The organism is Sinorhizobium psoraleae (assembly GCF_013283645.1).
GTDB lineage: Bacteria > Pseudomonadota > Alphaproteobacteria > Rhizobiales > Rhizobiaceae > Sinorhizobium > Sinorhizobium psoraleae.
Genome location: NZ_JABEKV010000003.1, coordinates 589056 through 611981, shown reverse-complemented (window position 1 = coordinate 611981; position 22926 = coordinate 589056). Strand labels below are relative to the sequence as shown.

24 protein-coding genes are annotated in these 22926 nt (G+C 61.9%); 10 read left to right on the top strand and 14 right to left on the bottom strand.

Annotation, left to right across the window (positions count from 1 at the left end; all coding sequences use genetic code 11):
• Positions 1-36: 36 nt before the first annotated feature.
• On the bottom strand, positions 37-1047 hold the full coding sequence (locus tag ILFOPFJJ_RS18625; protein ID WP_173512036.1) for an MBL fold metallo-hydrolase: 1011 nt from the start codon (positions 1045-1047) through the stop codon (positions 37-39).
• A 291-nt stretch (positions 1048-1338) separates the two neighbouring features.
• Between ILFOPFJJ_RS18625 and ILFOPFJJ_RS18620 the strand changes: the two genes are divergently transcribed.
• The 3 genes from ILFOPFJJ_RS18620 to ILFOPFJJ_RS18610 all read left to right on the top strand — a co-directional run bounded on the left by ILFOPFJJ_RS18620 (position 1339) and on the right by ILFOPFJJ_RS18610 (position 2985).
• On the top strand, positions 1339-1887 hold the full coding sequence (locus tag ILFOPFJJ_RS18620) for a GXWXG domain-containing protein (protein ID WP_173512498.1): 549 nt from the start codon (positions 1339-1341) through the stop codon (positions 1885-1887).
• 251 nt (positions 1888-2138) lie between these two features.
• Positions 2139-2417 carry a hypothetical protein gene (locus ILFOPFJJ_RS18615; RefSeq protein WP_173512035.1) on the top strand — a complete coding sequence of 93 codons (279 nt, stop codon included), beginning with the start codon at positions 2139-2141 and terminating at the stop codon, positions 2415-2417.
• Between the two features lie 385 nt (positions 2418-2802).
• Positions 2803-2985: a hypothetical protein gene (locus ILFOPFJJ_RS18610; protein WP_246299682.1), complete on the top strand. Its 183-nt coding sequence runs from the start codon at positions 2803-2805 to the stop codon at positions 2983-2985.
• Between the two features lie 414 nt (positions 2986-3399).
• On the opposite strand, the gene ILFOPFJJ_RS18605 is transcribed toward ILFOPFJJ_RS18610, so the two are convergent.
• Positions 3400-4131 (bottom strand): GntR family transcriptional regulator, encoded by a 732-nt coding sequence (locus ILFOPFJJ_RS18605; RefSeq protein ID WP_173512497.1) that lies wholly within the window; start codon positions 4129-4131, stop codon positions 3400-3402.
• Between the two features lie 226 nt (positions 4132-4357).
• Here ILFOPFJJ_RS18605 and ILFOPFJJ_RS18600 point away from each other — a divergent pair, with 226 nt between their 5' ends.
• Together ILFOPFJJ_RS18600 and ILFOPFJJ_RS18595 are read left to right on the top strand one after the other, a co-directional pair.
• Positions 4358-5371, top strand: coding sequence for an SIS domain-containing protein (locus ILFOPFJJ_RS18600; RefSeq protein ID WP_173512034.1), 1014 nt, complete (start codon positions 4358-4360; stop codon positions 5369-5371).
• A 185-nt stretch (positions 5372-5556) separates the two neighbouring features.
• Positions 5557-6369 (top strand): PfkB family carbohydrate kinase, encoded by an 813-nt coding sequence (locus ILFOPFJJ_RS18595; protein ID WP_173512033.1) that lies wholly within the window; start codon positions 5557-5559, stop codon positions 6367-6369.
• 24 nt (positions 6370-6393) lie between these two features.
• Here the strand turns inward: ILFOPFJJ_RS18595 and ILFOPFJJ_RS18590 are convergent, their stop codons facing one another.
• The 8 genes from ILFOPFJJ_RS18590 to ILFOPFJJ_RS18555 all read right to left on the bottom strand — a co-directional run bounded on the left by ILFOPFJJ_RS18590 (position 6394) and on the right by ILFOPFJJ_RS18555 (position 13259).
• Complete coding sequence (locus ILFOPFJJ_RS18590; protein ID WP_173512032.1) at positions 6394-7146, bottom strand: amino acid ABC transporter ATP-binding protein; 753 nt, start codon at positions 7144-7146, stop codon at positions 6394-6396.
• A 15-nt stretch (positions 7147-7161) separates the two neighbouring features.
• Positions 7162-8046: a DMT family transporter gene (locus tag ILFOPFJJ_RS18585; protein WP_173512031.1), complete on the bottom strand. Its 885-nt coding sequence runs from the start codon at positions 8044-8046 to the stop codon at positions 7162-7164.
• Positions 8036-9007: an amino acid ABC transporter permease gene (locus ILFOPFJJ_RS18580; protein WP_173512030.1), complete on the bottom strand. Its 972-nt coding sequence runs from the start codon at positions 9005-9007 to the stop codon at positions 8036-8038. Before ILFOPFJJ_RS18580 ends, ILFOPFJJ_RS18585 begins: the two co-directional genes overlap by 11 nt.
• A 19-nt stretch (positions 9008-9026) precedes the next feature.
• A complete protein-coding gene (locus tag ILFOPFJJ_RS18575) occupies positions 9027-10307 on the bottom strand; it encodes an NAD(P)/FAD-dependent oxidoreductase (protein ID WP_173512029.1) in 1281 nt (426 codons plus the stop codon).
• 59 nt (positions 10308-10366) lie between these two features.
• A complete protein-coding gene (locus tag ILFOPFJJ_RS18570; protein ID WP_173512028.1) occupies positions 10367-11194 on the bottom strand; it encodes a transporter substrate-binding domain-containing protein in 828 nt (275 codons plus the stop codon).
• Positions 11195-11523: 329 nt separating this feature from the next.
• Positions 11524-11889 carry a DUF2188 domain-containing protein gene (locus tag ILFOPFJJ_RS18565; RefSeq protein ID WP_173512027.1) on the bottom strand — a complete coding sequence of 122 codons (366 nt, stop codon included), beginning with the start codon at positions 11887-11889 and terminating at the stop codon, positions 11524-11526.
• A 197-nt stretch (positions 11890-12086) separates the two neighbouring features.
• Positions 12087-12731 carry a hypothetical protein gene (locus ILFOPFJJ_RS18560; RefSeq protein ID WP_173512026.1) on the bottom strand — a complete coding sequence of 215 codons (645 nt, stop codon included), beginning with the start codon at positions 12729-12731 and terminating at the stop codon, positions 12087-12089.
• Between the two features lie 159 nt (positions 12732-12890).
• Positions 12891-13259, bottom strand: a complete 369-nt coding sequence (locus tag ILFOPFJJ_RS18555; RefSeq protein ID WP_173512025.1) for a PRC-barrel domain-containing protein — start codon at positions 13257-13259, stop codon at positions 12891-12893.
• 306 nt (positions 13260-13565) lie between these two features.
• On the opposite strand from ILFOPFJJ_RS18555, the gene ILFOPFJJ_RS18550 reads away from it, so the two are divergent.
• The 5 genes from ILFOPFJJ_RS18550 to ILFOPFJJ_RS18530 all read left to right on the top strand — a co-directional run bounded on the left by ILFOPFJJ_RS18550 (position 13566) and on the right by ILFOPFJJ_RS18530 (position 18363).
• Positions 13566-14366 carry a class I SAM-dependent methyltransferase gene (locus ILFOPFJJ_RS18550; protein ID WP_173512024.1) on the top strand — a complete coding sequence of 267 codons (801 nt, stop codon included), beginning with the start codon at positions 13566-13568 and terminating at the stop codon, positions 14364-14366.
• A gap of 318 nt (positions 14367-14684) precedes the next feature.
• Positions 14685-15428 carry an SDR family oxidoreductase gene (locus ILFOPFJJ_RS18545; RefSeq protein WP_173512023.1) on the top strand — a complete coding sequence of 248 codons (744 nt, stop codon included), beginning with the start codon at positions 14685-14687 and terminating at the stop codon, positions 15426-15428.
• A 27-nt stretch (positions 15429-15455) separates the two neighbouring features.
• Positions 15456-16298 (top strand): fumarylacetoacetate hydrolase family protein, encoded by an 843-nt coding sequence (locus ILFOPFJJ_RS18540; RefSeq protein WP_173512022.1) that lies wholly within the window; start codon positions 15456-15458, stop codon positions 16296-16298.
• Between the two features lie 125 nt (positions 16299-16423).
• Complete coding sequence (locus ILFOPFJJ_RS18535) at positions 16424-17140, top strand: FadR/GntR family transcriptional regulator (protein ID WP_173512021.1); 717 nt, start codon at positions 16424-16426, stop codon at positions 17138-17140.
• A gap of 20 nt (positions 17141-17160) precedes the next feature.
• Positions 17161-18363 carry a mandelate racemase/muconate lactonizing enzyme family protein gene (locus ILFOPFJJ_RS18530; RefSeq protein ID WP_173512020.1) on the top strand — a complete coding sequence of 401 codons (1203 nt, stop codon included), beginning with the start codon at positions 17161-17163 and terminating at the stop codon, positions 18361-18363.
• Between the two features lie 392 nt (positions 18364-18755).
• Here ILFOPFJJ_RS18530 and ILFOPFJJ_RS18525 read toward each other — a convergent pair whose 3' ends face one another.
• Genes ILFOPFJJ_RS18525 through ILFOPFJJ_RS18510 form a run of 4 tightly spaced genes read right to left on the bottom strand, consistent with a single transcriptional unit; the run spans position 18756 to position 22801 of the window.
• Entirely contained in the window at positions 18756-19760 is a 1005-nt protein-coding gene (locus ILFOPFJJ_RS18525) for a TRAP transporter substrate-binding protein (RefSeq protein ID WP_173512019.1), read from the bottom strand.
• A gap of 47 nt (positions 19761-19807) precedes the next feature.
• A complete protein-coding gene (locus tag ILFOPFJJ_RS18520; protein ID WP_173512018.1) occupies positions 19808-21085 on the bottom strand; it encodes a TRAP transporter large permease in 1278 nt (425 codons plus the stop codon).
• The gene (locus ILFOPFJJ_RS18515; RefSeq protein ID WP_173512017.1) at positions 21085-21618 is read right to left on the bottom strand and encodes a TRAP transporter small permease; all 534 of its coding nucleotides are present in this window, start codon (positions 21616-21618) and stop codon (positions 21085-21087) included. Before ILFOPFJJ_RS18515 ends, ILFOPFJJ_RS18520 begins: the two co-directional genes overlap by 1 nt.
• A gap of 22 nt (positions 21619-21640) precedes the next feature.
• Entirely contained in the window at positions 21641-22801 is a 1161-nt protein-coding gene (locus ILFOPFJJ_RS18510) for a fumarylacetoacetate hydrolase family protein (protein ID WP_376741427.1), read from the bottom strand.
• Positions 22802-22926 lie beyond the last annotated feature (125 nt).

Below are 22926 nucleotides of genomic sequence, written 5' to 3'. Positions count from 1 at the left end.
AGCTCATGGGCTGGCGATTGCAGTTGTCAGTTTAGCTCAAGGATCCGCATGAGGAGCCTGGTCGGCAAGGCCTGCCCGGAACTCTTCAATCAGCGATTGTTCCCGACCGAGATAGCGCGGTGAGAAATGCATGGGAACAGCCCTTGTCACAAGGGCGTCTGCAGCGATACTGCCGGCCTGCAATGCGGTCAGGTGCCTTTTGGAAGCTGCAATCGCCTTGTCCTCATCAAGGAAGCCGCCCTCGATAAAGAGGTAGTCCGACCCTCCCGCCAACGCAAGCAAGCGTGAGACGTTCGCGTCGGTAAATGCCAGGTCCGTTGCGTAGCAGACTCGTTCTCCCGGGCCGGTGACGAGCGCCTTGGCACTGAGGAGGTCGCCCAGTGTCACGTCGCGGTGGCCGGGAATTTGCACGACCGCGCCCGGGCCCCCGTGAGACCTCACGAGACGTTTGGCCTCCGTCAGCCAGGGGCCTACCGGAAGGCCAAGCTGATCCAGCACCGTCTTATGCACGTTTACCCGCAGGCTCTCCTGAAACGCGAATGCCAGGCACGGAATCCCGTGATCGAGCTCGATCGCTTCGATGTGGAAGTCTGGCTCCACGAGGAGACGGGGGGAAGCCAGCACCTCGACGCCGAGCGTCTCGCGATCGAATCTACTGCGTGCCTTGAACCGGGATCGGGTCAGCTCATCCTTGAGATTCCACTCTGCCGCAATGATCGAGAAATCCTCGGAAGTCTCATTGAGAAGATTCCAGGTGTACGATCGCAGCTTTGCCTCGACGGCGTCTGTCAGACCGGGAGGACCGAATATTTGAAGCTCCGCCGTCCGGTTGAGGTGGAACCGGAGCATCCGGTCGAAGCCCGCGAAATGATCCATATGCATGTGAGACACAAACACGTGCCGGATCTTGGAAACGGTGCCAGCCGGAAGAGGAGACAGATCGCCGAGATCGAACAGGATCGCACGCGACTTGAAAGTGAAATCAAGCAGGACGCCCGCATCGCCGAAAGGCTCATTGACCAGCCTGGGTTGAACAAGGAACACCACATGCCGCTCCTGCAGAATACGACCCGGCAAACCGCCTCGTGCGTGGAATCTTGCGTTCGGGAAATGCCGCGCAGCGCAGTTCTCAAGTCATCTGACGCTCACAGGCTCGCCTGTGTCAACCGCCCGGCCCTGGAGCGCCGCGCGTCCACCGGACGCGCAAAGGCAGCGGCAGCATTTCGTATTGCTGCATGTTCTTGTCCTTGTCGGCTCCGGTGGACGATCAGGAGGCGTGCCCTAGATAAACGCGGCATGTGTAGCGACTTAGGCACGTCGTTGAGTACGCACATGAAGATGGGCTCCCAGCACGAGGCCCTCGCCTATTTCGATAGCCTGGACGCGGTGCCGGTGACCGAGATGGTGGGGCTTTGGAAAGGCCGCGGAATTGCGACCGGGCATCCGCTGGACGGGGTGCTGGAGAACCTGGGTTGGTTCGGTAAACGCTTCCGCCCCGACATGCGCGCCGACGCTCTGTTGTTCAATACATATGGCAACCTCCTCGTGCCGATCGATCCATCTCCAATCCCGCTTCACCTGGCCTTTCGCTTCCATCGGTTAGGTCGTACCAGCGCCGCGAGGAATTTGTTCTCCCATTTGGTCAAACATCTGCGCGCGCGAGGCCCGACAGCTATTCTGCGGACGTCACGCTTTCGAGACCGAACCAGCGCGGCCATGCTCTACGACCGCAAGCCCATCATCGACCATTTCCGAAGGATCGGTCCGGAGAGGGTGCTCGGGTTAATGGCCGTGGAGGGGGACGACCGCTGCTTCTTCTTTCAGCTCGACTACGTGAATGATCCCGATCCATCGCTGCGGTACGACTACAGCGCCGCGCGCCTATGATGCCTTTGCTCCATCTCACCGGAGCAGCGCCATGCCAAGGTAAAGTAAGCAGAGCACGACGGGCGTTCGCGACATGCGCCAGCCGCATGGTAGCTATTCCTTGCATCCATCGCCCTCGATCCCGATCTAATGGGCTGGGAGCGGCCTTCGGCCTCCCGAACTCCAATCATCGAAGCAATCAACGCAATAGACGTCCGTCCGGCTGCCTGGCCGCGCGCGACCAATTCCGACTAAGAACAGAGGAGCTAGCCATGAGGGATTCTGCCAAGACCCTGGACGCGATGACGCTTCGCGAGCGTTCGGACATGATGACATTGGTCGCAAACGCGCTTGAGGCGACTGCCGAGGAGGCGCAGGAAATCGGCGACGACAGGTTTGCAGCAAACTCGATCAGTCTGGCCAGGACCATAAGTGGTTGCGCCAGCGAGGTCGTGACAAGGGACCTGCCAGCGGCTGAGCTTCTCTTGCAGCACGGCATCGCTCTGATCGCGCAATTTCAGGGCCGGGCGCCGCGGTCCACCGTGCACTAAAGCGTGCAGGCCATCCGACAGCGACGTAACGGGCTCGCGAGGGAACGTAGCCGCTGCCGGCTGTATCATCTCGCGCGGAACAGTCTCGGCAACCAGTCGTTACCACGTCTATGACGACATGCGGGAATGCGCAGAAACGAGCTGGTGGACGAAGGTCCACCAGAGCGCATCTCCGCATCTCGCATTGGGAAGCGTCCCCGGCGCCGATATCCGCAACCGGAATGCGAGAAGGGTGCAGCCCTGCGTCCCATTTGCCGGTGGCGGAGCTACAGCTGGAGGCTGGCAACGGGCGCGAAAATCCATGGCAGCGCAGGCCCCGCCTTGTCGGACACGGTGATGCAGAGGCAGGCTTATTGCAGATCCTGCTGCCGTTCAGGAGGAAGAAATGTTAGATGAGAAACAGAAATTGCTACTCGAGGAAGAAGTCCGCAGAGTCCTGCAGGAGTTCGACCAAAGCGGTGCGGCATTCACGCCCTCAATGCTCATTTCCGCAATGAGGGACACTGGACTTGCCGACGGCAACGCGCTTGACGAGGATGATGCCGGGCCTTCGTCGCCGACGTCGTAACCCGGCGGGTGGACGAACTGGAAGGGCGCCGGAGACAGATCGTTCCGCTGGAAAGCGGGCCCGAGCAGAAATGGGGCTTCAAGGATGCGTAACAATCCATGCTGGTAGAAAGTCTACCGGTCGACTGCGCCCCGGCAAGCTACTCTGTTCGTTCTCTGCATCAACCGGCAAGTCGCGAGACTGTCTCGTAAGTGCCGATTGAAAATCGCGGCCGGGATCTCGCTTCCGCTCATCACCAGGCTTGAGAGGAGCTATCAGTGCAATTTCACGCAGGGGCGGCAACGACGACAAGTCGATGTGAGGAGCCGCATCCTACCTGCCAAGTTCGAAGTGCTACAGCGTCCTTTGCGCGTCTGACAAGGCGCGGCGCTTTAGGATATTGATCCGCTTACCGGGGCAGTTCTCTAACCAAGCTCACTTGCGGACGAGGCTGAAGGAGAAATGGCTGCCGCGGTGATAGTCGATCGCGTAGTTCACTGGCGTGCCGGCAGCATTGAAGCAGGTCTCGGTGATGAGCAGCGCCGGTCCGAAATCGCGCAGGTCGTTGCGCTGGACGACCTCGTCGGGCAGCATGACGGCAGAGACCGTGGCAGCCGACATGCGGGGCCGGTTCTTGTATTCCTCCAGCAGGGAAAGCAGCGAACCACTCCAGTCGATGTCATAGAGCCTGGCCGGAATGATGCTGCGCGGCACGTAATCGAGGCAGTAGAGAATCGGCTCATCGCCCTGCAGCCGCAGCCGCTCAATGCGGATGACGCGGTCCGTCGCCGTCAGTTGAAGCTGCGCCGCCACGTGCTTGTCAGCGGTCTCCTCAGCGATCGAAAGCACCTTGCTGACCGGCTTGTAGCCGTAATGGTGCGCCATGTCGGTCACGCTCTCGAAGACCGTGATAGGCCGGTCGACGTGGACGGCGGAGATCGCCGAGACGAAGCGGCCCCGGCCGTGCTCGACGTAAATCAGATCATCCTGTTCCAGCAGCTTCAGCGCCTCGCGCAACGCGGGCCGGGAAATCTTGAAGCGCTGGGTTAACTGCGCTTCCGTCGGCAGCTTGTCGCCCGGCTTCAGGCCTTCGCTGCGAATGAGATCGGCGATGCGGTCACGAAGCTGGATCGCCAGGGTACGTGAATCGCGAAGAGGTTCGTCCATGGCGGCCTCGAGCAAGAAGATCTCAGTCTTGTTCTTGTCTGACAAATTCGAGGAGGTCAAGCGAATGAAGAGCGCTCCGTCCATCATGGGGACCTCTTGTCACAGGTAACTGCAGCGGAAATCAGAAGGTACGGCTTGACTCGACTTCATCATGATGTCAGTTGTCTTACAACATTGAAACACAAAACTTCCGACAATCACCACCCGTTGCACCGAGAGCAAGACCATGCTGAATTTTGACGAACAGAGATTTCTCCGCATCCAGTCGGGGGCCATCGCGCTGCAGAAGCGCCTCGAAACGGTGATCGCGTCCTGCCTTTCGGCCGGTGCCGAAAATATCTTCTTTCTTGGCACCGGCGGAGCGGCGATTCTGATGCAGCCGGCCGCTCAACTGCTGCAACGCCGCTCGCGCTTCCCTGCCTTCGTCGACATGCCGGCCGAACTCGTCGTTACCGGCTGCGCGCATCTCACGGACAAATCGATCGTCGTGATGCCGTCGCTCTCCGGTACGACGAAGGAGAGCGTCGCGTTGCTTGCCAGACTCAAGGAGATTGGGGCGACCGTCGTCACGCTGGTCGGCCACGAGGAAACGCCACTAGGCAAGGGCGGCGATCATGTCTTCGTCAACTTCGCCGAGGACGACACGTCCTGCGAGTCCTTCTATCTGCAGTCGCTCTTCATCGCACTCGCCATCCTGAAGCAGCGCGGCGAGATTGCGAACCACGACGGGATCATCGCCGAATTGGCACGGATGCCGGAACTGCTTCTCGATGTGAAACGCGCCTACGAACCGAAGGCGGAGGCATTCGCGAAGATCCTCGCGGGGTCCGACTATCACATAATCACCGGCGCGGGGAACGTATGGCCGCAAGCCTTCTACTACGGCATGTGCATTTTGGAAGAGATGCAGTGGATCCGCACCCGGCCGGTGCATGCCTCCGACTTCTTCCATGGCACTCTGGAACTGGTCGAAAAGGGCGTCAGTGTCGTCCTCTTCAAGGGCGAGGATGCGCTCCGCCCGCTCGCCGAACGCGTCGAGAACTTCGCGCCGAACTACACCGACAAGCTGACGGTACTCGACACGGCGGATTTTGCGCTGCCTGGCATTTCGCCCGAGGTCCGCGCGCTGGTCTCGCCGGTGCTGCTCGCCACCGTGCTCGAACGGATCAGCGCCCATCTCGAGGTCATGCGCAACCATCCGCTCACGACTCGCCGCTACTACAAACGCGTCGCCTACTGACGCCGACGCTTGATTCCCGAGGCCGCTACAGCGCGGCGCGTCTGATCAGACGCGGAAAGGTCGCTGTACAGCTTTGAGTCTCTGCGTGATTTTGTCCTTAAATCGATTCCGATTTAAGGAATCAGGCAGTAGCCGCGAATGCACATCGTCGCATTCGCGGCTTAATGTCCGATCACGAGGCCTGTATGAAATCCCTTCGCTTCGCCACAGTCGGCGACAATTGCATCGACCGCTTCCAGCCGCCCCTCTCGCAATCACTCGTCGGCGGCAACGCGGTGAACGTTGCCGTACAACTCGCCCGGAAGGGGCATATCGCCCACTACTTCGGTGCGGTGGGGCGTGATGCAGACGGGGTGCGTACGCGCCGCCTGCTGCAGAGCAACGGGGTGGCCCTGGATTATCTCCAGGAGCGGTCGGGCATCACCGCCTATACGAACATAGACGTGCTGCCGTCGGGCGAGCGCATCATTTCCTACGAGGATTTTGGCGTCTGTGCCGGCTATGCACCGGACGACGCGGAGGTGGCTGTGCTGAAGACGTTCGACCATGTCCATATCGGCTGGATAAACGACGGCGGCGCGCTCAGGCGCAGGCTGGTGGCGGAAGGGGTCAGCCTGTCGCAGGACGTCTCGGTGAATGCCGCCCCGGACGATCTCGGAGTTGCAGGGCTTGCTATCGCCTTCGCCTCGGCCGGACCAGACGAAGCGGCGGCGGAGCGGATGGCGGCGGAACTTCTGGCGCAGGGCGCCCGTATCGCCGTCGTCACGCGCGGATCGAATGGTTCCATGGCAACCGACGGAATTATCCGTGCTGAAGCCGGCATCAGGCCGGTCGCGGTCGTCGATACGACGGGCGCCGGCGACAGTTTCATCGCTGCGTTTCTCGCGGCCCATCTCGCCGGCAAGCCGCTCTCCGCATGCCTCGCGGACGGGCGGGACTGGGCCGCCGAGACCTGCACCCATGTCGGCGGTTTTCCGCAGGAACCTTTGCCATTTTAGGCCGCGGGGAGCGCCGGAGCCGCCTCAGTGGAGGAGCTGACTGAGGAACAGGCTTGCACGCTCCGTCCTGGGGCGCGCGAAGAACTCGTCCGGCGTGCCCTCTTCGACGATCCGGCCGCGGTCCATGAAGATCACGCGATCGGCGACCTGGCGGGCGAAGCCCATCTCGTGCGTGACGCAGACCATCGTCATGCCCTCGCCGGCAAGCGCCACCATCGTATCGAGCACTTCCTTGACCATTTCCGGATCGAGCGCGGAGGTCGGCTCATCGAAGAGCATGACGCGCGGGTTCATGCAGAGCGCCCGCGCGATCGCGACGCGCTGCTGCTGGCCGCCGGACAGTTGGCCCGGATACTTGTTCGCCTGTTCGGGAATGCGCACACGCTCCAGGAAATGCATCGCAATCTGGCGCGCCTCCTTCTTCGGCATCTTCTTCACCCACATCGGTGCCAGCGTGCAGTTTTCGAGGATTGTCAGATGCGGAAAGAGGTTGAACTGCTGAAAGACCATGCCGACCTCGCGGCGGATCGCCTCCACCCGTTTCTCGTCATGATCCAGTTCGACTCCCGCGACGACGATCCGGCCGCTTTCATGCGCCTCCAGACGATTGACGCAGCGGATGAGCGTAGACTTTCCCGAGCCCGAGGGGCCGCAGATCACGACTTTTTCGCGGGGAGCGATCGAAAGGTTTACGTCGTCAAGCGCATGATAGTGGCCGTACCACTTGTGAACGCCGCAAAGCTTGATTTCCGACAGTCCTTCGGTGGACGTGGGCATGATGAGTCTCCCGGATCACTTGAGTACGAGCCAGCCGGACAGGACGATAATCCCGGCGCCGACCAGCGTGTGGAATTCGAGGGGTGTTGCGAAGAGGAGCACGCCGTAGAGGCCGCCCCAGACGATCTGGCTATATTGGAATGGAGCGACGACCGAAGCTTCGCCGATGCGGAAGGCCCGGACGAGCAGAGCGTGGCCGCCAAGAAGTAACGCTCCGCCGGCGCACGCGAGCGCGAAGTCTTGCGTGCTGACGGGGACGATGCCGCCGCCGACAAGTGCCACGCCGAGCGAAAGCGGCGTCAGAACGACGAGCAGGCTCGCGACGAGGGCCTCATCGGTCTCCGCCGTCTTCGTCCGGCGCAGGAGAACGAGCGAGAGCGCGAAAAGAACCGCAGAGCCGAGGGCGGCAGCATGGCCGAGGTTAAGCGGCGCGACGCCAGGCTTCAACGCCACCGCCACGCCAGCGAAGCCGATCACCACGCCTGCCCAGCCGATCGGCGAAAGCCGTTCCCCAAGCAGCAGGAATCCGAGCATTGCCACGAGAATCGGCGTCAGGAAGGCAAGCAGGTAGGCCTCGGCGAGCGGCAGGGCCGCAAAGGCATAGTGGATGAGCAAGGTGTCGCCCGCTAAAAGAAGGGCACGCAACAGCGCGAGACCGGGCTGGCGCGGCACGAGCCGCCGGAGGCGTCCAGCGACGCCAGCATGACAGAAGAGGATGACTAGCGCCGTCGCCGTTACCAGAAACGTCACCTGCGGGGCCGCGATTCCGGCGGCAAGCACTTTCACGATCGCGTCCGTGCCGGAAAAGACGGCGAAGGCCAGAAGCACCACGAGCGCGGCCCGCCCGTTGGCGGCGGGCGCCGCACCGTCGGCACCCGCGGAGGAGACCTCAGCGGACATCGAAGCGTCCAAAGCGTTCCTCGATGCGAGCCTGGGCGTATTCGAGGCAGATCGAGAGGATCCAGTAGATCATCGAGGCCGTGATCAGCATCTCGATATGGCGGAACTCGGTCTGGCCTTGGGTGCGCGCGAGATACATGATTTCCCAGACGCCGACGACCGACACAAGTGAGGAGTCCTTCAGCATCGCGATGAACTGGTTGCCCGTGGGCGGGATGATGACGCGCATCGCCTGTGGCAGGATCACGAGGCCCATTGTCTGGGCAGGGCTGAGACCGAGCGCGGTCGCGCCTTCCGTCTGACCGCGTGGAATGCTCTCGATTCCGGCGCGGAAAATCTCGGTCATGTAGGCGCCGTAGCAGAGCGAGAGCGCCAGGATACCGGCGGGAACAGCGCTGATCACGTAGCCGACCTGCGGCAGACCCAGGTAGATGATGTAGATTTGCATGAGCAGCGGAAGGCCGCGGAAGAGCGAGGTGTAGAAGGTAGCGAGCCCATAGACGACGCCGTTTCTGGAGAGCTTCGCAATGGCGCCGGCAAGCGCAATGACGGTCGCGATCACGATCGAAATCGCCGAGATGTAGAGCGTCGTCACGACGCCCTGCGAGATGAGGAATCCGATCTTCTTTGCGATGAAGGTGAAGGACAGATCGAAGGAATAGAAGAACAACATCAGGAGCGCGAAGAGTTCGGCCCAAACGGCGACGATCTGCTGACGCCGGGAGAGCTGGCGTAGCGCCTTCCAGTTCGCCGCCACGATCAGCGCGATCAGGAGTGCCGAGACGAGGCGACCGGCCGCCGGATTTTCCCCGAGCCAGCCTTGCGACGCCGGCAGCAACCGGCCGATCCAGGCAGAGCTTATGCCGAGCTGGTAGAGCGCAAGCGTCACGAGGGCGAGCACGAGAAGGGCGCCGGCGCGCCGCGATGCTTCCGGGTAGGTGAGGATCAATCGACCGATCATGATTGTGGTCTTTCCTGTCTCAGGCGGCGCGTTCGCGCCACCAGTCCTGCGCCTGGAGTTTCCAATAGGTGAGCTGAGCGACGGCGAGCCCGGCGAACCCGCCCGCCCAAACGAGCCCGAACGGCTGATAGAGTTTGTAGCGCTCCGATTGGCCGAGGATGCCCTCGGCGACGACCTTGCCGCCGATTGCGGTCGTGTTGAGTCCATGTCCACCAAAGGCCGTGCAGTACCATACGCCCGGGCTCATCTGCCCGATCTGTGGCATCAGGTGCCGGGCATAGGACATGAGGCCCGACCAGGCGAGCTCGGTCTTCAGGTCGGAAAGCTGCGGATAGGTACCTACCATCTCGGCCCTCAGCTCCCGGACGAGCGCATCCGTCGAGGCCGCGCGCGTGGTGATACGCCCACCCCACAGCAGGCGCTTCCCCCCGTCGACGACGCGGTAATAATCGCCGGCACGGCGGTTGTCGCCGATCGCGTCGGCGGTCGCGATGGCCGAAGCGATGAGATCGGGCGCTTCCTCGCTGACCATCACGTAGGTCGCGATCGGCAGGAAGGCGCGCTTGAGCCTGCCATGAAGCGATCCCGTGTAGCCGCCCGTCGTGAAGACGACCGTGCGGGCGCGGACCTCGCCACCATCGGTCAAGACCCGCTTCTCGGCGCCGTCGAGCACCACCTTCGTCACAGCAGAGGACTCGTAGATCAGGCCGCCGAGGCGCTCGATCTCGCCGGCAAGTGCGCGCAAATAGTTGAGCGGATGCATGTGAAAGGCCCGCCTGTCGCGCAGCGCCTGGAAATAGCGATCGGATCTCAGCACTGAACGCACCTGGTCGCGGTCGAGGTAGTCGAGATCGTAGTCGTACAGACGACGCATTTTCTCCGCATGCGCCTTCAGGCCGGCACCGTCCGCATAGCGCAGCACGCTTGTGATCCCGCGTGTCGGCAGGGCATCGCGGATCGCCAGCGCCTCGATCGTCTCGCGCACGAAGTCCATGCCTTCGATCGACAGCAGGTGGAGGCGGCGGGCGGCATCCTCGCCGGCAATCCGTGCGATCTCGGCGCTGCCGGTCGCATAGCCGGGACTGACGAAGCCACCGTTACGGCCGGAGGCTCCGAAGCCGATGCTCTCGGCTTCCAGGATGGCAACCGCCTGCCCGCCCCGCGCAAGCTGCAGTGCCGTGGTGAGGCCCGCCAGGCCCCCACCGATGATAACGGTGTCGCAGTCCACGTTGCCCGCGAGCGACCGGCGCACCGTCTGGTCCGCCATGGTTCGTCTGTAATAGCTGTCTGGGTAGGTCATGCCGTGCCGGTCCGCTGAAAATGCAGGGGCGCGAGCGAAAATCGCCCGCGCCCATCCTGTCAGTCCGCGCTGTAGTCCTTGCCGTACCACTTGGTGGTCAGCGTCGCCAGCGTTCCGTCCTTCTTCATCTCTTCGATGATGCCGCCGACCTTCTCGGTCCACTCCGGATCGACTTTCTCTGCGATGACGACCAGCGGCTCCTTGAAGGCGTATTCGCCGTCCATCACGCGCAGCGGATAGCCGTTCTTGATCGCGTTGAGCGCGGTCTGCTCAGGTGCGATCACCGCATCGAGGCGCACACCGTTGCCGAGGCGCAGGTCATCGAAGGGCAGCATGGAGTCGGCAAAGGTCCGCACCTCGCCCGGCTCCAGCTTGTACTCGATCGGCGGCAAGCCCGGCGCGTCGATTTCGAGCCGGCGGTTGATGAAATCTTCCGAGGTTGTCGCCGTCTCGACGCCGATAACCTTGCCCTTCAGATCGTCCACCGCCTTCGCCTCGCTGTCCTTGTGCAGGACGTAGACGTACGGGCTGTAGTAGTAGATGCCGGCGAAATCGATGACCTGGGCGCGCGCCTTGGTGGGTGTCACCGAGCCGACGCCGAGGTCGTAGCGGCCCTGCCAACGGCCGCCGGTGAGCGTCGCCCAGTCCGGCGTCTCGAAGCTCACTTCGACGCCGAGGCGCTTGGCGATCTCACGCGAGACATCGATGTCGAAGCCGACCATCTCGTTGTTATCATCCAAATAGCTTTGGGGCGGCCAGCCGCTGTTGGTCGCGACGACCATCGCCTTCTTTTCCATGACCCGGTCGAGCGTCTGCCCCGCATGGGCAGAGACCGCAGCGGCGACGAATACAACCCCGATGGCAAGTCGTGCGATGAGCTTTTTCACATGATCCTCCTGTTCGATCCGTCAGCCACGATCCCTCTTTATGTAAGATGTCTGACAACTCTATGTGTAAAGGCGCACCGTCAGGAGTCAAGGGTATGCCAGGGTGCGAATCATGAAACGATTAGATGAGACGATGCAATTCCGTGATGAATGATGTCGACGTTTTGCGGGCCTGCGCGACCGACACTCCACCGAGAGAAGTCGGCCGCAATGGTCCGCCGTTGCTCGTTGGAACCGACCGGTATCTTGGCTGCGAATGCGAAGCGTTAGCGCCAGGAAGGCGAGTTGGCAGCACTTCGGCAAGCAATGCGAAACGAGCGGCCCTTGAGTTAGCGACGTTGGGTAGGGCGAAGAACGTATCCGACCGCGAAGCCAATGCCGGCGAGCAGCAAGACAGTGCGAAGTGCACTGCGGTGCTTCACGGTAGGGTGTCCTATCCCGTGCTGAACGCTTCGTGTATCGACGACTTCGGTACGGGGACGGTCGAAACCGGAGGCGACTTGCTCTTGCCAGTGGCCGGCGGAATCCTGGAATTCGATATTCTCGGTCGAACCGGGAGCCTCATGGTGACGCGCCGCAATTTCCGCTGCGGCAAGTGCGTCGGCATGGTTGGGAAAAGTTTCAGAGAAGACGTCATCGACTTTGTAGGCCCACCCCCCGTCGTGCTCCACGACCTCATACCGTACCTTTGCCATCGCGCTGCTCCCGTCGAATGAAGCAAAAACATCCGACACTGATCTTGGTTCCGTGGGATCTCGGGATCCTAAAAAAACAGTGGCGCGCAGATGCCGCCCCGAAAACTGTTCGCCGGACGACCGGCGCGTAGATCTTCTGGAAGGTTCGCGAGCAGTTGTTCGAGGCGTTCAGGGCGACGCACCGTACTGCGGACCCATTACGAGTCGCCCGGGAAAAGCGTCGGCAACTTGTGCTCGGCGGCAGCCCAGGCGCGCATGTGGTAGCGCCGTAACAGCAAGCTGCTTGTTGCAAAAGCACAAATCCCGGAGATTACGCCGAGCGCCATCCCCGAGCTGAATACGGACGTTGCCACTATTCCCGTGAAAACGCCTGCGATTGCGCCGTTGATCGTACTCACCATGCCCGAGACACTCATGAAGTACTGCTGGGGCGATGGTTTAAAGCCTTTGTCGACGAGCACCGCCGAGCGGTCGTCATGGGTGGAGTGGATCAGATACTTCTGCATGACTGGCGCGAATTCGGTGTAGTAGTGCCGGATCCGAGCCATGCCGCGGGCGTGCACCATGTCCTCGATGGCGACCTGCACGGCGCGCACGAAGGTGACCAGGCCGATGAAAAAGAGGCAGGGTAGCAGAATCAGGCTGAACAGCACGAATGGCGGACCCATCTCAGTAACTTGTGCGACAAAGGCCAGAGCGATCGTTGCGCTCGAAACCGAAGTCAGGAACAGGTTCGCACGCTGGTTCGCTTCCTGAATTGTGGCTGTGCGGGCGGTCTGCAGCACGAAATGCTCGGTTGTCATGCACTGCAAGACTTGCTGCGTGTTATCGCCTTCGGTCATTGTGTTCTCCTTGACCGACCTCGCCACTCACGACCGGGGACTCTGTGCGACTACCCGCTTCGCGTCTCACGTGGTCGACCCGGAGGTTTTCGGGCCCGAACTCTTCTCGAAGATGCTTCGGAGAAAGGTCAATTCTTCGGGCCCGAAAGGCTCGCTTGATCACACCCAATAAGGCGGAATTCCATAGTAGTCATAGACGCGACGACCGCTCTCGGGGCTCCAGTCAAATTCCTGGTTTGCTGAATACCGGGGAGCTCCTTCGACCTGCTCTTTGGTGATGTTCACCTGAAAGCCGTCAAGATCCGTGTTGTAGTCGAGCATTTCCCAGGGAAGCGGATAATGGTCATGCCCAATTCCCAGGAAACCGCCGAAGCTCATCACCGCATAGGCGACGCGTCCGCCGCGTTTCTCGAGGATTATTCTCTCGACCGATCCGATGTGGTCGCCGTTCATGTCGTAGACATTTGTCCCCACCACCATGTCGCTGGCAATGAGATCATGAGATTGATGCAGATCAGGGTTGGCCATCGTCGTTCCTCCTTCTGGTCAGCCAACGCTCGCGCAAACCAGTTGTTCCCTTTGAAGGTCATCTGCGCCGCGTGTCATCCAGCCCGCCCGTTGCAGCCGCCCAGTCTAGCCCCAGCGTGACGACACACGCCGATGTCCGCACCGGGAACAACATTGATCTGGGTCAACGCATGAGGCCGAGGCTGAATAGGACGAAGACGGCTCGAACGACGCGCAGAGCGCCACCGCGCCCGGCGAGCCTCGCGCAGCGCGCCTTGGCAACCTCTCTGTCGAGGTCTAGCATATGCCCTGCGCAGGGAGGGTAACATGACCTCGAGTTTCACTGTCCACGACGCGGCCGGCTATGAGCAGCTCATGGGCCGCTGGAGCCGAAATCTTGCGCCGCTCTTCATTGACTTCGCGGGGCTTGCCGATGGCGAAAAGATTCTCGATGTCGGCTGTGGCACCGGCAGCCTGACCTTCGCGCTCGCCAGCACCGCCGATCTCGGCGAGATCGTCGCGATCGACTATTCGCCGGTCTTCGTCGAGGAGGCAAACCGGCGCAATACCGACACCCGCATAAAGATACGCCAGGCGGATGCCTGCGCCCTGCCCTTCGAAGACGGTACGTTCGACCGCGCCTTGGCGCTGCTCGTGCTCCACTTCGTGCCCGAAGCCGGAAAGGCGGTCGCCGAGATGCGTCGCGTCGTGCGTCCGGGCGGTGCTGTCGCGGCGGCCGTCTGGGACCACCTCGGCGGCATGCCCGGCATGCGCATGATGGTCGATACGGTGGCAGCACTCAGCGAAGGCGGGCGCCAACTGCGCGCCCGCTATTGCTTTCAGCCGATGATGCAGCCCGGTGAAATGAACCGGACTTTTGTCGAGCAAGGCCTCGTTGACGTTGCAGAAACCCAGCTGATGATCCGCATGGACTACCAGAGCTTCGACGACTATTGGGGGCCGATTGCCGCGGGCGAAGGACCGCTTGGCAAATACGTGGCAACACTCGACGCCACGGAGCGGGCGCGCACCGAGGCGGCCGTGCGCGACGCCTATGAGGCCGGCCGGCCAGACGGCCCCCGATCTTTTGCAAACATCGCCTGGGCCTGCCGGGGCATCGTTCCCTGACCCATCCGGGCACTAGGCGGAGCCTCATCTGGTTCGTCACGGGACGGCCCCGCGATGAAGCATTCCATTGAAAGTCGGGAATTCAGCTTTCAAGCGAGCCGTAGTCTTGGCCACCTCGCCGGGCATCCCCGCGACCGCATGCGCAAGTGCCAGGAACATAAGCACGTCCGGCGAATGCGACGCACTTCTTTGGAGCACCGCAATCGCCTCCGCATGCGGCCGGCGACGAAGTGCACCCCTGGACGAAAATGACATTGACAGATCGGCCTCGCGCATGAACAAGTCTGACAACCTGATAACTACGAGGAAGCACGCGTCATGACGTCCCTGAAAGACAAGAAGGCCGTAGTCACCGCCGCCGGGCAAGGCATTGGCCGCGCGAGCGTCATTGCCTTTGCACGCGCCGGCGCCCGCGTTCTTGCGACCGACATCAACGCGGCCGCACTTTCGACGCTCGCAGCCGAAGCCGGCCCTGGCACTCTCGTCGAGACGGCCGTGCTAGACGTCTTGGACGAGGCACAAGTCAAATCGGTACTCGGCAGCTTCGGCGACGTGGACGTGCTGTTCAACTGCGCGGGCGTGGTTCATGGCGGCAACGTCATGGAGATGGCCGACAATGATCTCGACTTTGCCATGGACCTCAACGTACGCGCCATGATCCGCACCATCCGGGCAGTTCTTCCCGGCATGATCGCCCGCGGTGGCGGCTCGATCATCAACATGTCCTCGGTCGCTTCCAGCGTTAAGGGCGTGCCGAACCGCTGCGCCTACGGCATTTCCAAGGCGGCCGTCATCGGCCTCACCAAGTCGGTCGCCGCCGACTACGTGACCCAAGGCATCCGCTGCAACGCCATCTGCCCCGGCACGGTCGAAAGCCCTTCCCTGCAGGATCGTATGAAGGCCCAGGGCGACTATGACACGGCTCGTGCGGCCTTCATTGCCCGCCAGCCGATGGGCCGCCTCGGAACGCCGGAAGAGATCGCCGACCTCGCGCTGCATCTCGCCGGCGCCACCTACACATCCGGCCAAGCCTACGCCATCGACGGCGGCTGGACGATCTGACGACAACGAAGACAGGAGAAACACTTAATGAAGCTCATGCGCGTCGGCCCGCTTGGCCAGGAAAGGCCCGCCGTGCTCGACAAGAACGGCAAGATCCGCGATCTCTCCACCCACGTGAAGGATATCGGCGGCGCCGATATCTCGCCCGAGGGTCTGGCGAAGATTGCCGCCCTCGACGCGGCCTCCCTGCCGGAAATCCAGGCGGACCGCATCGGTGCCTGCGTCGCCGGTACGGGCAAGTTTATCTGCATCGGCCTCAACTACTCCGATCACGCCGCTGAAAGCGGCATGGCGGTGCCACCGGAGCCGGTAATCTTCATGAAGGCCACCTCCGCCATCTGCGGCCCGAATGACGACGTGCTGATCCCGCGCAAGTCCGAAAAGACCGACTGGGAAGTCGAGCTCGGCGTCGTCATCGGCAAGACCGCAAAATACGTCTCCGAAGCAGAAGCTCTCGACTACGTCGCCGGCTACTGCGTCAGCCACGACGTGTCCGAACGCGGCTTCCAGACCGAACGTTCCGGCCAGTGGACCAAGGGCAAGTCCTGCGACACCTTCGGCCCGATCGGCCCGTGGCTGGTGACCAAGGACGAGATCGCCGATCCGCAGAACCTCGGCATGTGGCTGACCGTGAACGGCGAGAAGATGCAGGACGGGACCTCCAAGACCATGGTCTACGGCGTCGCCTTCCTCGTGTCCTACCTCAGCCAGTTCATGTCGCTGCAACCCGGCGACATCATCTCCACCGGCACGCCTCCGGGCGTCGGCATGGGAATGAAGCCGCCGCGCTACCTGAAGCCCGGCGACGTCGTTGAACTCGGGATCGAAGGCCTCGGCACGCAGAAGCAGACCTTCAAGGCCGACGTCTGATCAAGACGCGACATGAGAGGAAGGGGTGGCGCTTCGCCGCCCCTTTTTATGTTTGCCGTTATCCTTTTGCTCTTGGCTTTTGCGCAAACCTATAATACAGGTTTGCAAAAGTCATAGGATAGAGAATGAGCGAAACGGACACGACCACGCCATCTTCCGGTGACCTCGTCGCAGGCGCGGTCTCGCAGATTTCCGCCTTCATTCGCAAAAACCAGTTGAAGCCGGGGGATCGCCTGCCCTCCGAAGCAGCCCTGACGGAAAGCCTCAGCGTGTCCCGCACCGTGGTTCGCGAGGCTCTGCGTTCGCTCGCCGCGATGCGACTGATCGACCTCGGCGCCGGCAAGCGGCCCACCGTCGCCGAACTCGACGACAGTTCCATTGCCATGACCTTCCGGCACGGCCTCTTCACCGACCAGATCGACATCCGCCAGATCTATGACGCGCGCCGCACCATCGAGGGGCGTACGGCAACGCTTGCCGCCCTGCTGCGCACCGAGCAGGAGGCGGACCAGATCTTAGGCTTCGCCCGCGCCATGCAGAACCGCCTCGACCAACCGGCCGTCGTCATGGAAAACGACCTCGCCCTTCATCTGGCGATCGCGCGCGCCTCGAAGAACCCCGTCTTCGCCCTCATGATCGGCGCCTTTCAAGGCGTGATCGTCGAGAGCTGGCCGATCGGCTGGAAGGCCCGCGCCAGCGACGACGAACGCGAAGCCGTAAACCGCCTGCACCTCAAGCTCGCCGAGGCGATCGCCGCCGCCGATCCTCAGGCGGCCTCGACCATCATGGACCGGCATTTCGACCAGAGCCTCAAGGCTCTCGGCCGTGCCGGCCTGACTTGAACCAAGAAACTGGAGTTTCCATGAAAATCACAGGTCTCGAAACCGTGCGCGTCGCCGAGCGCGCCAATCTCCTCTGGCTGCTCGTGCACACCGACGAAGGCATAACCGGCCTCGGGGAAACCTTCTTCGGCGCGGAGACCGTCGAAGCCTACATCCACGAATACGTCGCGCCCCGCGTGATCGGCCGTGATCCGCTGGAGATCGACCGCCTCGCAGCCGATCTCGTCGGCTATGTCGGCTTCCGTTCCTCCGGCGCCGAAGTGCGCGGCAACTCCGCCTTCGACATCGCGCTCTGGGACATTTTCGGAAAGGCGACGGGCCAGCCGATCGCCCAGCTTCTCGGCGGCTTCACGCGGCGCGAGATCCGCACCTATAACACCTGCGCCGGCACAGAATACATCAAGAAGGCGACCGGCCAGACGACATCCAACTACGGTCTTTCGACCGGGAAGGACTATGACGACCTGAACGGTTTCCTGCACCGCGCCGACGAACTGGCGCTTTCACTGCTCGAAGACGGCATCACCGCCATGAAGATTTGGCCGTTCGACGCGGCCGCCGAAAAGACGCGCGGCCAGTACATATCGGTCCCCGACCTCAAGCAAGCGCTCGTTCCCTTCGAAAAGATCCGGGCGGCCGTCGGCGACAAGATGGACATCATGGTCGAGTTCCACTCCATGTGGCAGTTGCTGCCGGCCATGCAGATTGCCAAGGCGCTCGCTCCCTTCAACACCTTCTGGCATGAAGATCCGATCAAGATGGACAGCCTTTCGAGCCTGAAGCGCTATGCCGAAGTCTCCCCGGCCCCGATCTCGGCCTCCGAAACGCTCGCCACCCGGTGGGGTTTCCGCGACTATCTCGAAACCGGCGCGGCCGGCATCGTCATGCTCGACATATCCTGGTGCGGAGGGCTCTCGGAAGCCCGCAAGATCGCGTCGATGGCCGAAGCCTGGCACCTGCCCGTCGCCCCCCATGACTGCACCGGCCCGGTGGTGCTCTGCGCCTCGACCCATCTGTCGCTCAACGCGCCCAATGCGCTGGTCCAGGAAAGCGTGCGCGCCTTCTACAACACCTGGTATCGCGATCTTGTGACCGCGCTGCCGGAAGTGAAAAACGGGATGATCACGGTTCCCCCCGGTCCGGGGCTTGGCATGGAGCTACACCCCGACATGGGGAAGATATTCACAGTCACCCGCCGCATGTCCGATGCCTCGGGCATCTGACCGACGTGACGGCTCAGAAAGCCCTTAGGAAAAACCGACGACAAAACCAATAGGCTTCGGCGGAAGCCCTTGGGCTCGCCGCCTTCGCCGGCCCGCGGTAATGCCGCTCGGCAGGTGCTGTTCGCGCTGAACGACGTAATGGGCACGCCAGAGCCGGCGCCAAGCTTCCCCGGCACCGGCATTCATACGGGACAAGCCTTCTCGAGAGCACAACACATGAAAGAAGCCCGTAGCGGAAACCGCTGCGGGCTTCTTTTTGGCGCGGTCCCGAAGGGCCGCCACTACAGCGCCGCGCGTCTTATCAGACGCGCAAAGGACCCTGTAGCACTTTGAATTGCTGCATGTTTTTATCTTAAATCGGCTACGATTTAAGGAAACATGCAGCAGGGAGATTACTTGCGGATCTCGGTGAGTTCGGCAAGGACTGCGTCCACGACGTCCGCACCGATCTCGTCCATGTGCTTTTGGTAAACAACCATCGACTTCTCGCGGATGCGGGTCTGTTCTTCCGGGGACAGGACGTTCACTTCGAGACCGGCAGCCTTGATCTTTTCCAGCGACTTCTTGTTCAGGTCGGCGATGACCTGACGCTCGACGTCGCGGCCGACGACGGCGCATTCACGAAGGGCCGCCTGCTCTTCCGGGGTGTAGGTGTCGAAGATGGCCTTCGAGAACAGGAAGAGGAACGGCGTGTAGGCGTGGTTGGTCTCGGTGATGTACTTCTGCACTTCGAAGAACTTCGAGGTGTCGATCGTCACATAGGGGTTTTCCTGGGCGTCGATCGTCTTGGTTTCGAGAGCCGAGAACACCTCGCCGAAGGCCATCGGCGTGGCGTTCGCGCCGAGGTTCTGGAAGGTGTCGAGGAAGATGTTGTTCTGCATCACGCGGACCTTCAGGCCCGAGAAGTCTTCCCACTTCGTGACCGGACGAACGGAGTTCGACAGGTTACGGAACCCGTTTTCCCAGTAAGCGAGGTTGACGAGGCCGACGGCTGCCAGCTTCTCGTCCATCATCTTGCCGAACTTGCCGTCGAGAACCTTGTAGGCTTCCTCGGCATTGGCGAAGAGGAACGGCAGGTCGAAGACGCCGAGCGCCGGCTCGATGCCGACGAGCGGCGAGGACGAGGTCACGACAGCTTCCTGAACGCCCGAACGGAGCGCCTGGGTGGCCTGCAGGTCGCCGCCGAGAGCACCGCCCCAGAACGCGGTCAGCTTGAGCTTGCCGCCGGACTTTTCGTCCAGGCACTTCTGCATGGCTTCGATGCCGTTGCCGACCGGGTGGTCGGCGTTGATGCCGTTCGACACACGGATGTTGCGGTCGTTGAATTCGGCGAACGCCGGAGCCGAAGCCGTGCAGGCGAATGCAATGGCGGTTGTGGCGAGTAGAAGTTTTCTCATGATATCCCTCCCGAGGATGATTGTTTGAGAAGATTGAGGGTTGTCCATCACCGCAGCCACTGGGCGGGTACGGTGATGATTTCAGGGAACAGTACGAGCAGCATCAGCAGCGCCGTCTGGGCCAGCAGGAAGGGCAGGATGCCGACTGTGACCTTTCCGAGCGGAACTCGACCGACGCCGCTCACGACGTTCAGAACGACGCCCACCGGCGGGGTGATCAGGCCGATGCAGCAGTTCATGACGAACATCACGCCGAAGTAGATCGGATCGATGCCCGCCTGCTTGATGATCGGCATGAGTACCGGCGTGAGGATCAGGATCGACGGCGTCAGGTCGAGAGCCGTGCCGACGATCAGGATCAGGATCATGATCGCAAACATCAGGAGCTTCGGACGGTCGATCAGCGGTTCAATATAGCCTGTGATCTCATTCGGAATGTTCGCGGCCGTGATCAGCCACGCGGAGACAAGCGCCGCGCAGACCAGGAACATGATGACCGCAGTTGTCTTGGCAGCCTGCAGGATGACCTTCGGCAGGTCGCGCGGCTTCAGTTCGCGGTAGATGAACATGCCGACGAACAGGGCATAGAAGGCCGCGATCACGGCAGCTTCGGTCGGCGTCACGACCCCGGCCTTGATGCCGCCGAGAATGATCACCGGCATGCCGAGTGCCCAGGCGGCGCGCCCGGTCGCGTTGAGACGTGCGGACATCGGAGCCTTGGGCAGCGGCTGGATGTTGTCCTTGCGTACGACGAACTGCCAAGTGAGGATCAACGACAGGCCCATCAGAAGGCCAGGTACGATACCCGCCATGAAGAGCTGGGTGATCGATACGTTGGCCGACACGCCGAACACGATGAACGCCATGGACGGCGGGATGACGGGGGCAATGATGCCGCCGGACGCGATCAGGCCTGCGGAACGCGGCACGTTGTAGCCGGCCTTCGCCATCATGGGGATCAGGATCGCGGCAAGGGCAGCGGTGTCGGCAGCGGCCGAACCCGAAATACTCGCCATGATGACGGCAGCCATGATCGCCACGATGCCGAGACCGCCACGAATGTGACCGACGCAGGCGATCGCGAACTCGATGATGCGCTTGGACAGGCCGCCCGAGTTCATCAACTCGCCGGCGAGAACGAAGAACGGGATGGCCAGCAGCGTGAAGGTGTCGGCACCGATGATCATGTTCTGCGCGATGATCTGGCTATTGAACATCCCCATGAACCACATGAGGACGACGCCACAGAACATCAGGGCGAAAGCAACCGGCACGCCGATGGCCATGGCGCCGCAGAGGGAGGCAATAAATACGAGAAGAGTCATCAGCTACGCTCGGCCAGATGTTCGAGGGACATGTTTTCGCCGGCAAAGGCGGCAAGTTCTTCCTCGGTCACGCGACCTGTCAGAAGGCGAATGAGGCGTTCCAGGGCGATGATCACGCAGCCGGCGCCAGTGAAGAAGCCGATGCCGTAAACGAAGCCCATGGAAAGGCCCGTCACCGGTGCACTCATGCTCCAGTTGATCGGGAGCTGCTTCCAGGTGCCCCAGAAGAAGATGGCGGAAACGCCGATGATCACGATGTTGCTGACGGCCATGCAGATAATGCGACCCTTGCGGCCAAACAGTGCCACGAGGGTCTCCACGCCCATGTGTCCGTGTTCTCGGAACGCCACCACGGCGCCGATGAAGGTCACCCAGACGAAGAAGTAACGCGCCAATTCATCCGACACGGTCAGGCCGGAATTCATGGCGTAGCGCATGATGACGTTGACGAAAACCATGACCGCCATCCCCGAAAGAAGGATGATCAGCAGGAATTCGAGAACTTTGTAGAATAGATCGATTGCCTTTTGCACTCGGTCCTCCCCTATTCGAAAATTACAAGAGGCCGCGCTTGGCGAGGTTTCGCATGAGGGCGCCGACCCCGAAGGTCCATTCCGGGCAGGCATCGCAGCGATCAACCCAGTTCACCAGGCGTCCGAGCTTCGCCGTCGATATTTCCACCCGGTCGCCCACTTCGTGCGTGAAGCCCTGTCCGACGCCGCGGCGATCCTTCACCGGCGCGAACATGGTGCCGAGGAACAGCACCGCGCCGTCCGGGTACTGGTGATTGCGGTTGCGCAGTTGCGATACCAGGTTTTCCGGGCTGCGGCTGATCGCTTCCATCGGGCTTTCGCCGTTCATCTCGAAACCGTCCTCGCCCTTGACGAGCAGCGTGACGCGAACCTTGCGCAGGTCGTCGATGGTGAAGTTCTCGTCGAACAGGCGAATGAACGGGCCGATCGAGCAGGACGCATTGTTGTCCTTCGCCTTGCCGAGCAGCAAGGCAGAACGGCCTTCGACATCACGAAGGTTCACGTCGTTGCCGAGCGTGGCGCCGAGGATCGTGCCGTCGGAGCGAACTGCGAGCACGACTTCCGGCTCGGGATTGTTCCACTGCGAGATCGGATGAATGCCGACCGTGTCGCCACAGCCGACGGAGGACATGGGCTGCGACTTGGTGAAGATCTCGGCGTCGGGGCCGATTCCGACTTCGAGGTACTGCGACCAGAGATTCATGTCCTGCAGCAGCGCCTTGACCTTCGCCGCCTGCTCCGAACCGGCCACGAGACCGCGCAAGCTGTCGCCGAGCACCGGCGCCAGCCGTTCGCGGATTTCGCGTGCCCGGGAGGAATCGCCCTTGGCCTGCTCCTCGATCACCCGCTCGAGCATGCTGTCGGCGAAGGTGACGCCGGCCGCCTTGATCGCCTGAAGGTCGATCGGCGCCAGAAGTTCGCCCGCCTTGCCGGAGAGGAAATCGTCGAGAGAGCCGAGATCGGCAAGACCGGTCGCGGATTTCAGCCTGTCGACCAGCCGATCCTGCTCGAACAGGAAGGAAACGGTGGCGGCGATGGTTGTCAGGTCAAGCAAGCGTCCATCGCGCAGCAGTACCGGGCAAGGGCCGTCGCCGGCCTTCGACCACACGCGCCCGACCAGAACGGCCTGCGCTGCATCTTCCGGCAAAATCACGGCTGCGGATAGTGAATGCTTGGAAACCAAGTCCATCCTCCCTTTTTGAATGTCTCCCAGGCAGCGGCCTCCTGCTGCCTTGCCTTATTGTCAGGGTGTCTGACAACGCTCCTCAATCGTTTTAGTCGGACTCCGTCGCACTGTCCAGCATTCAA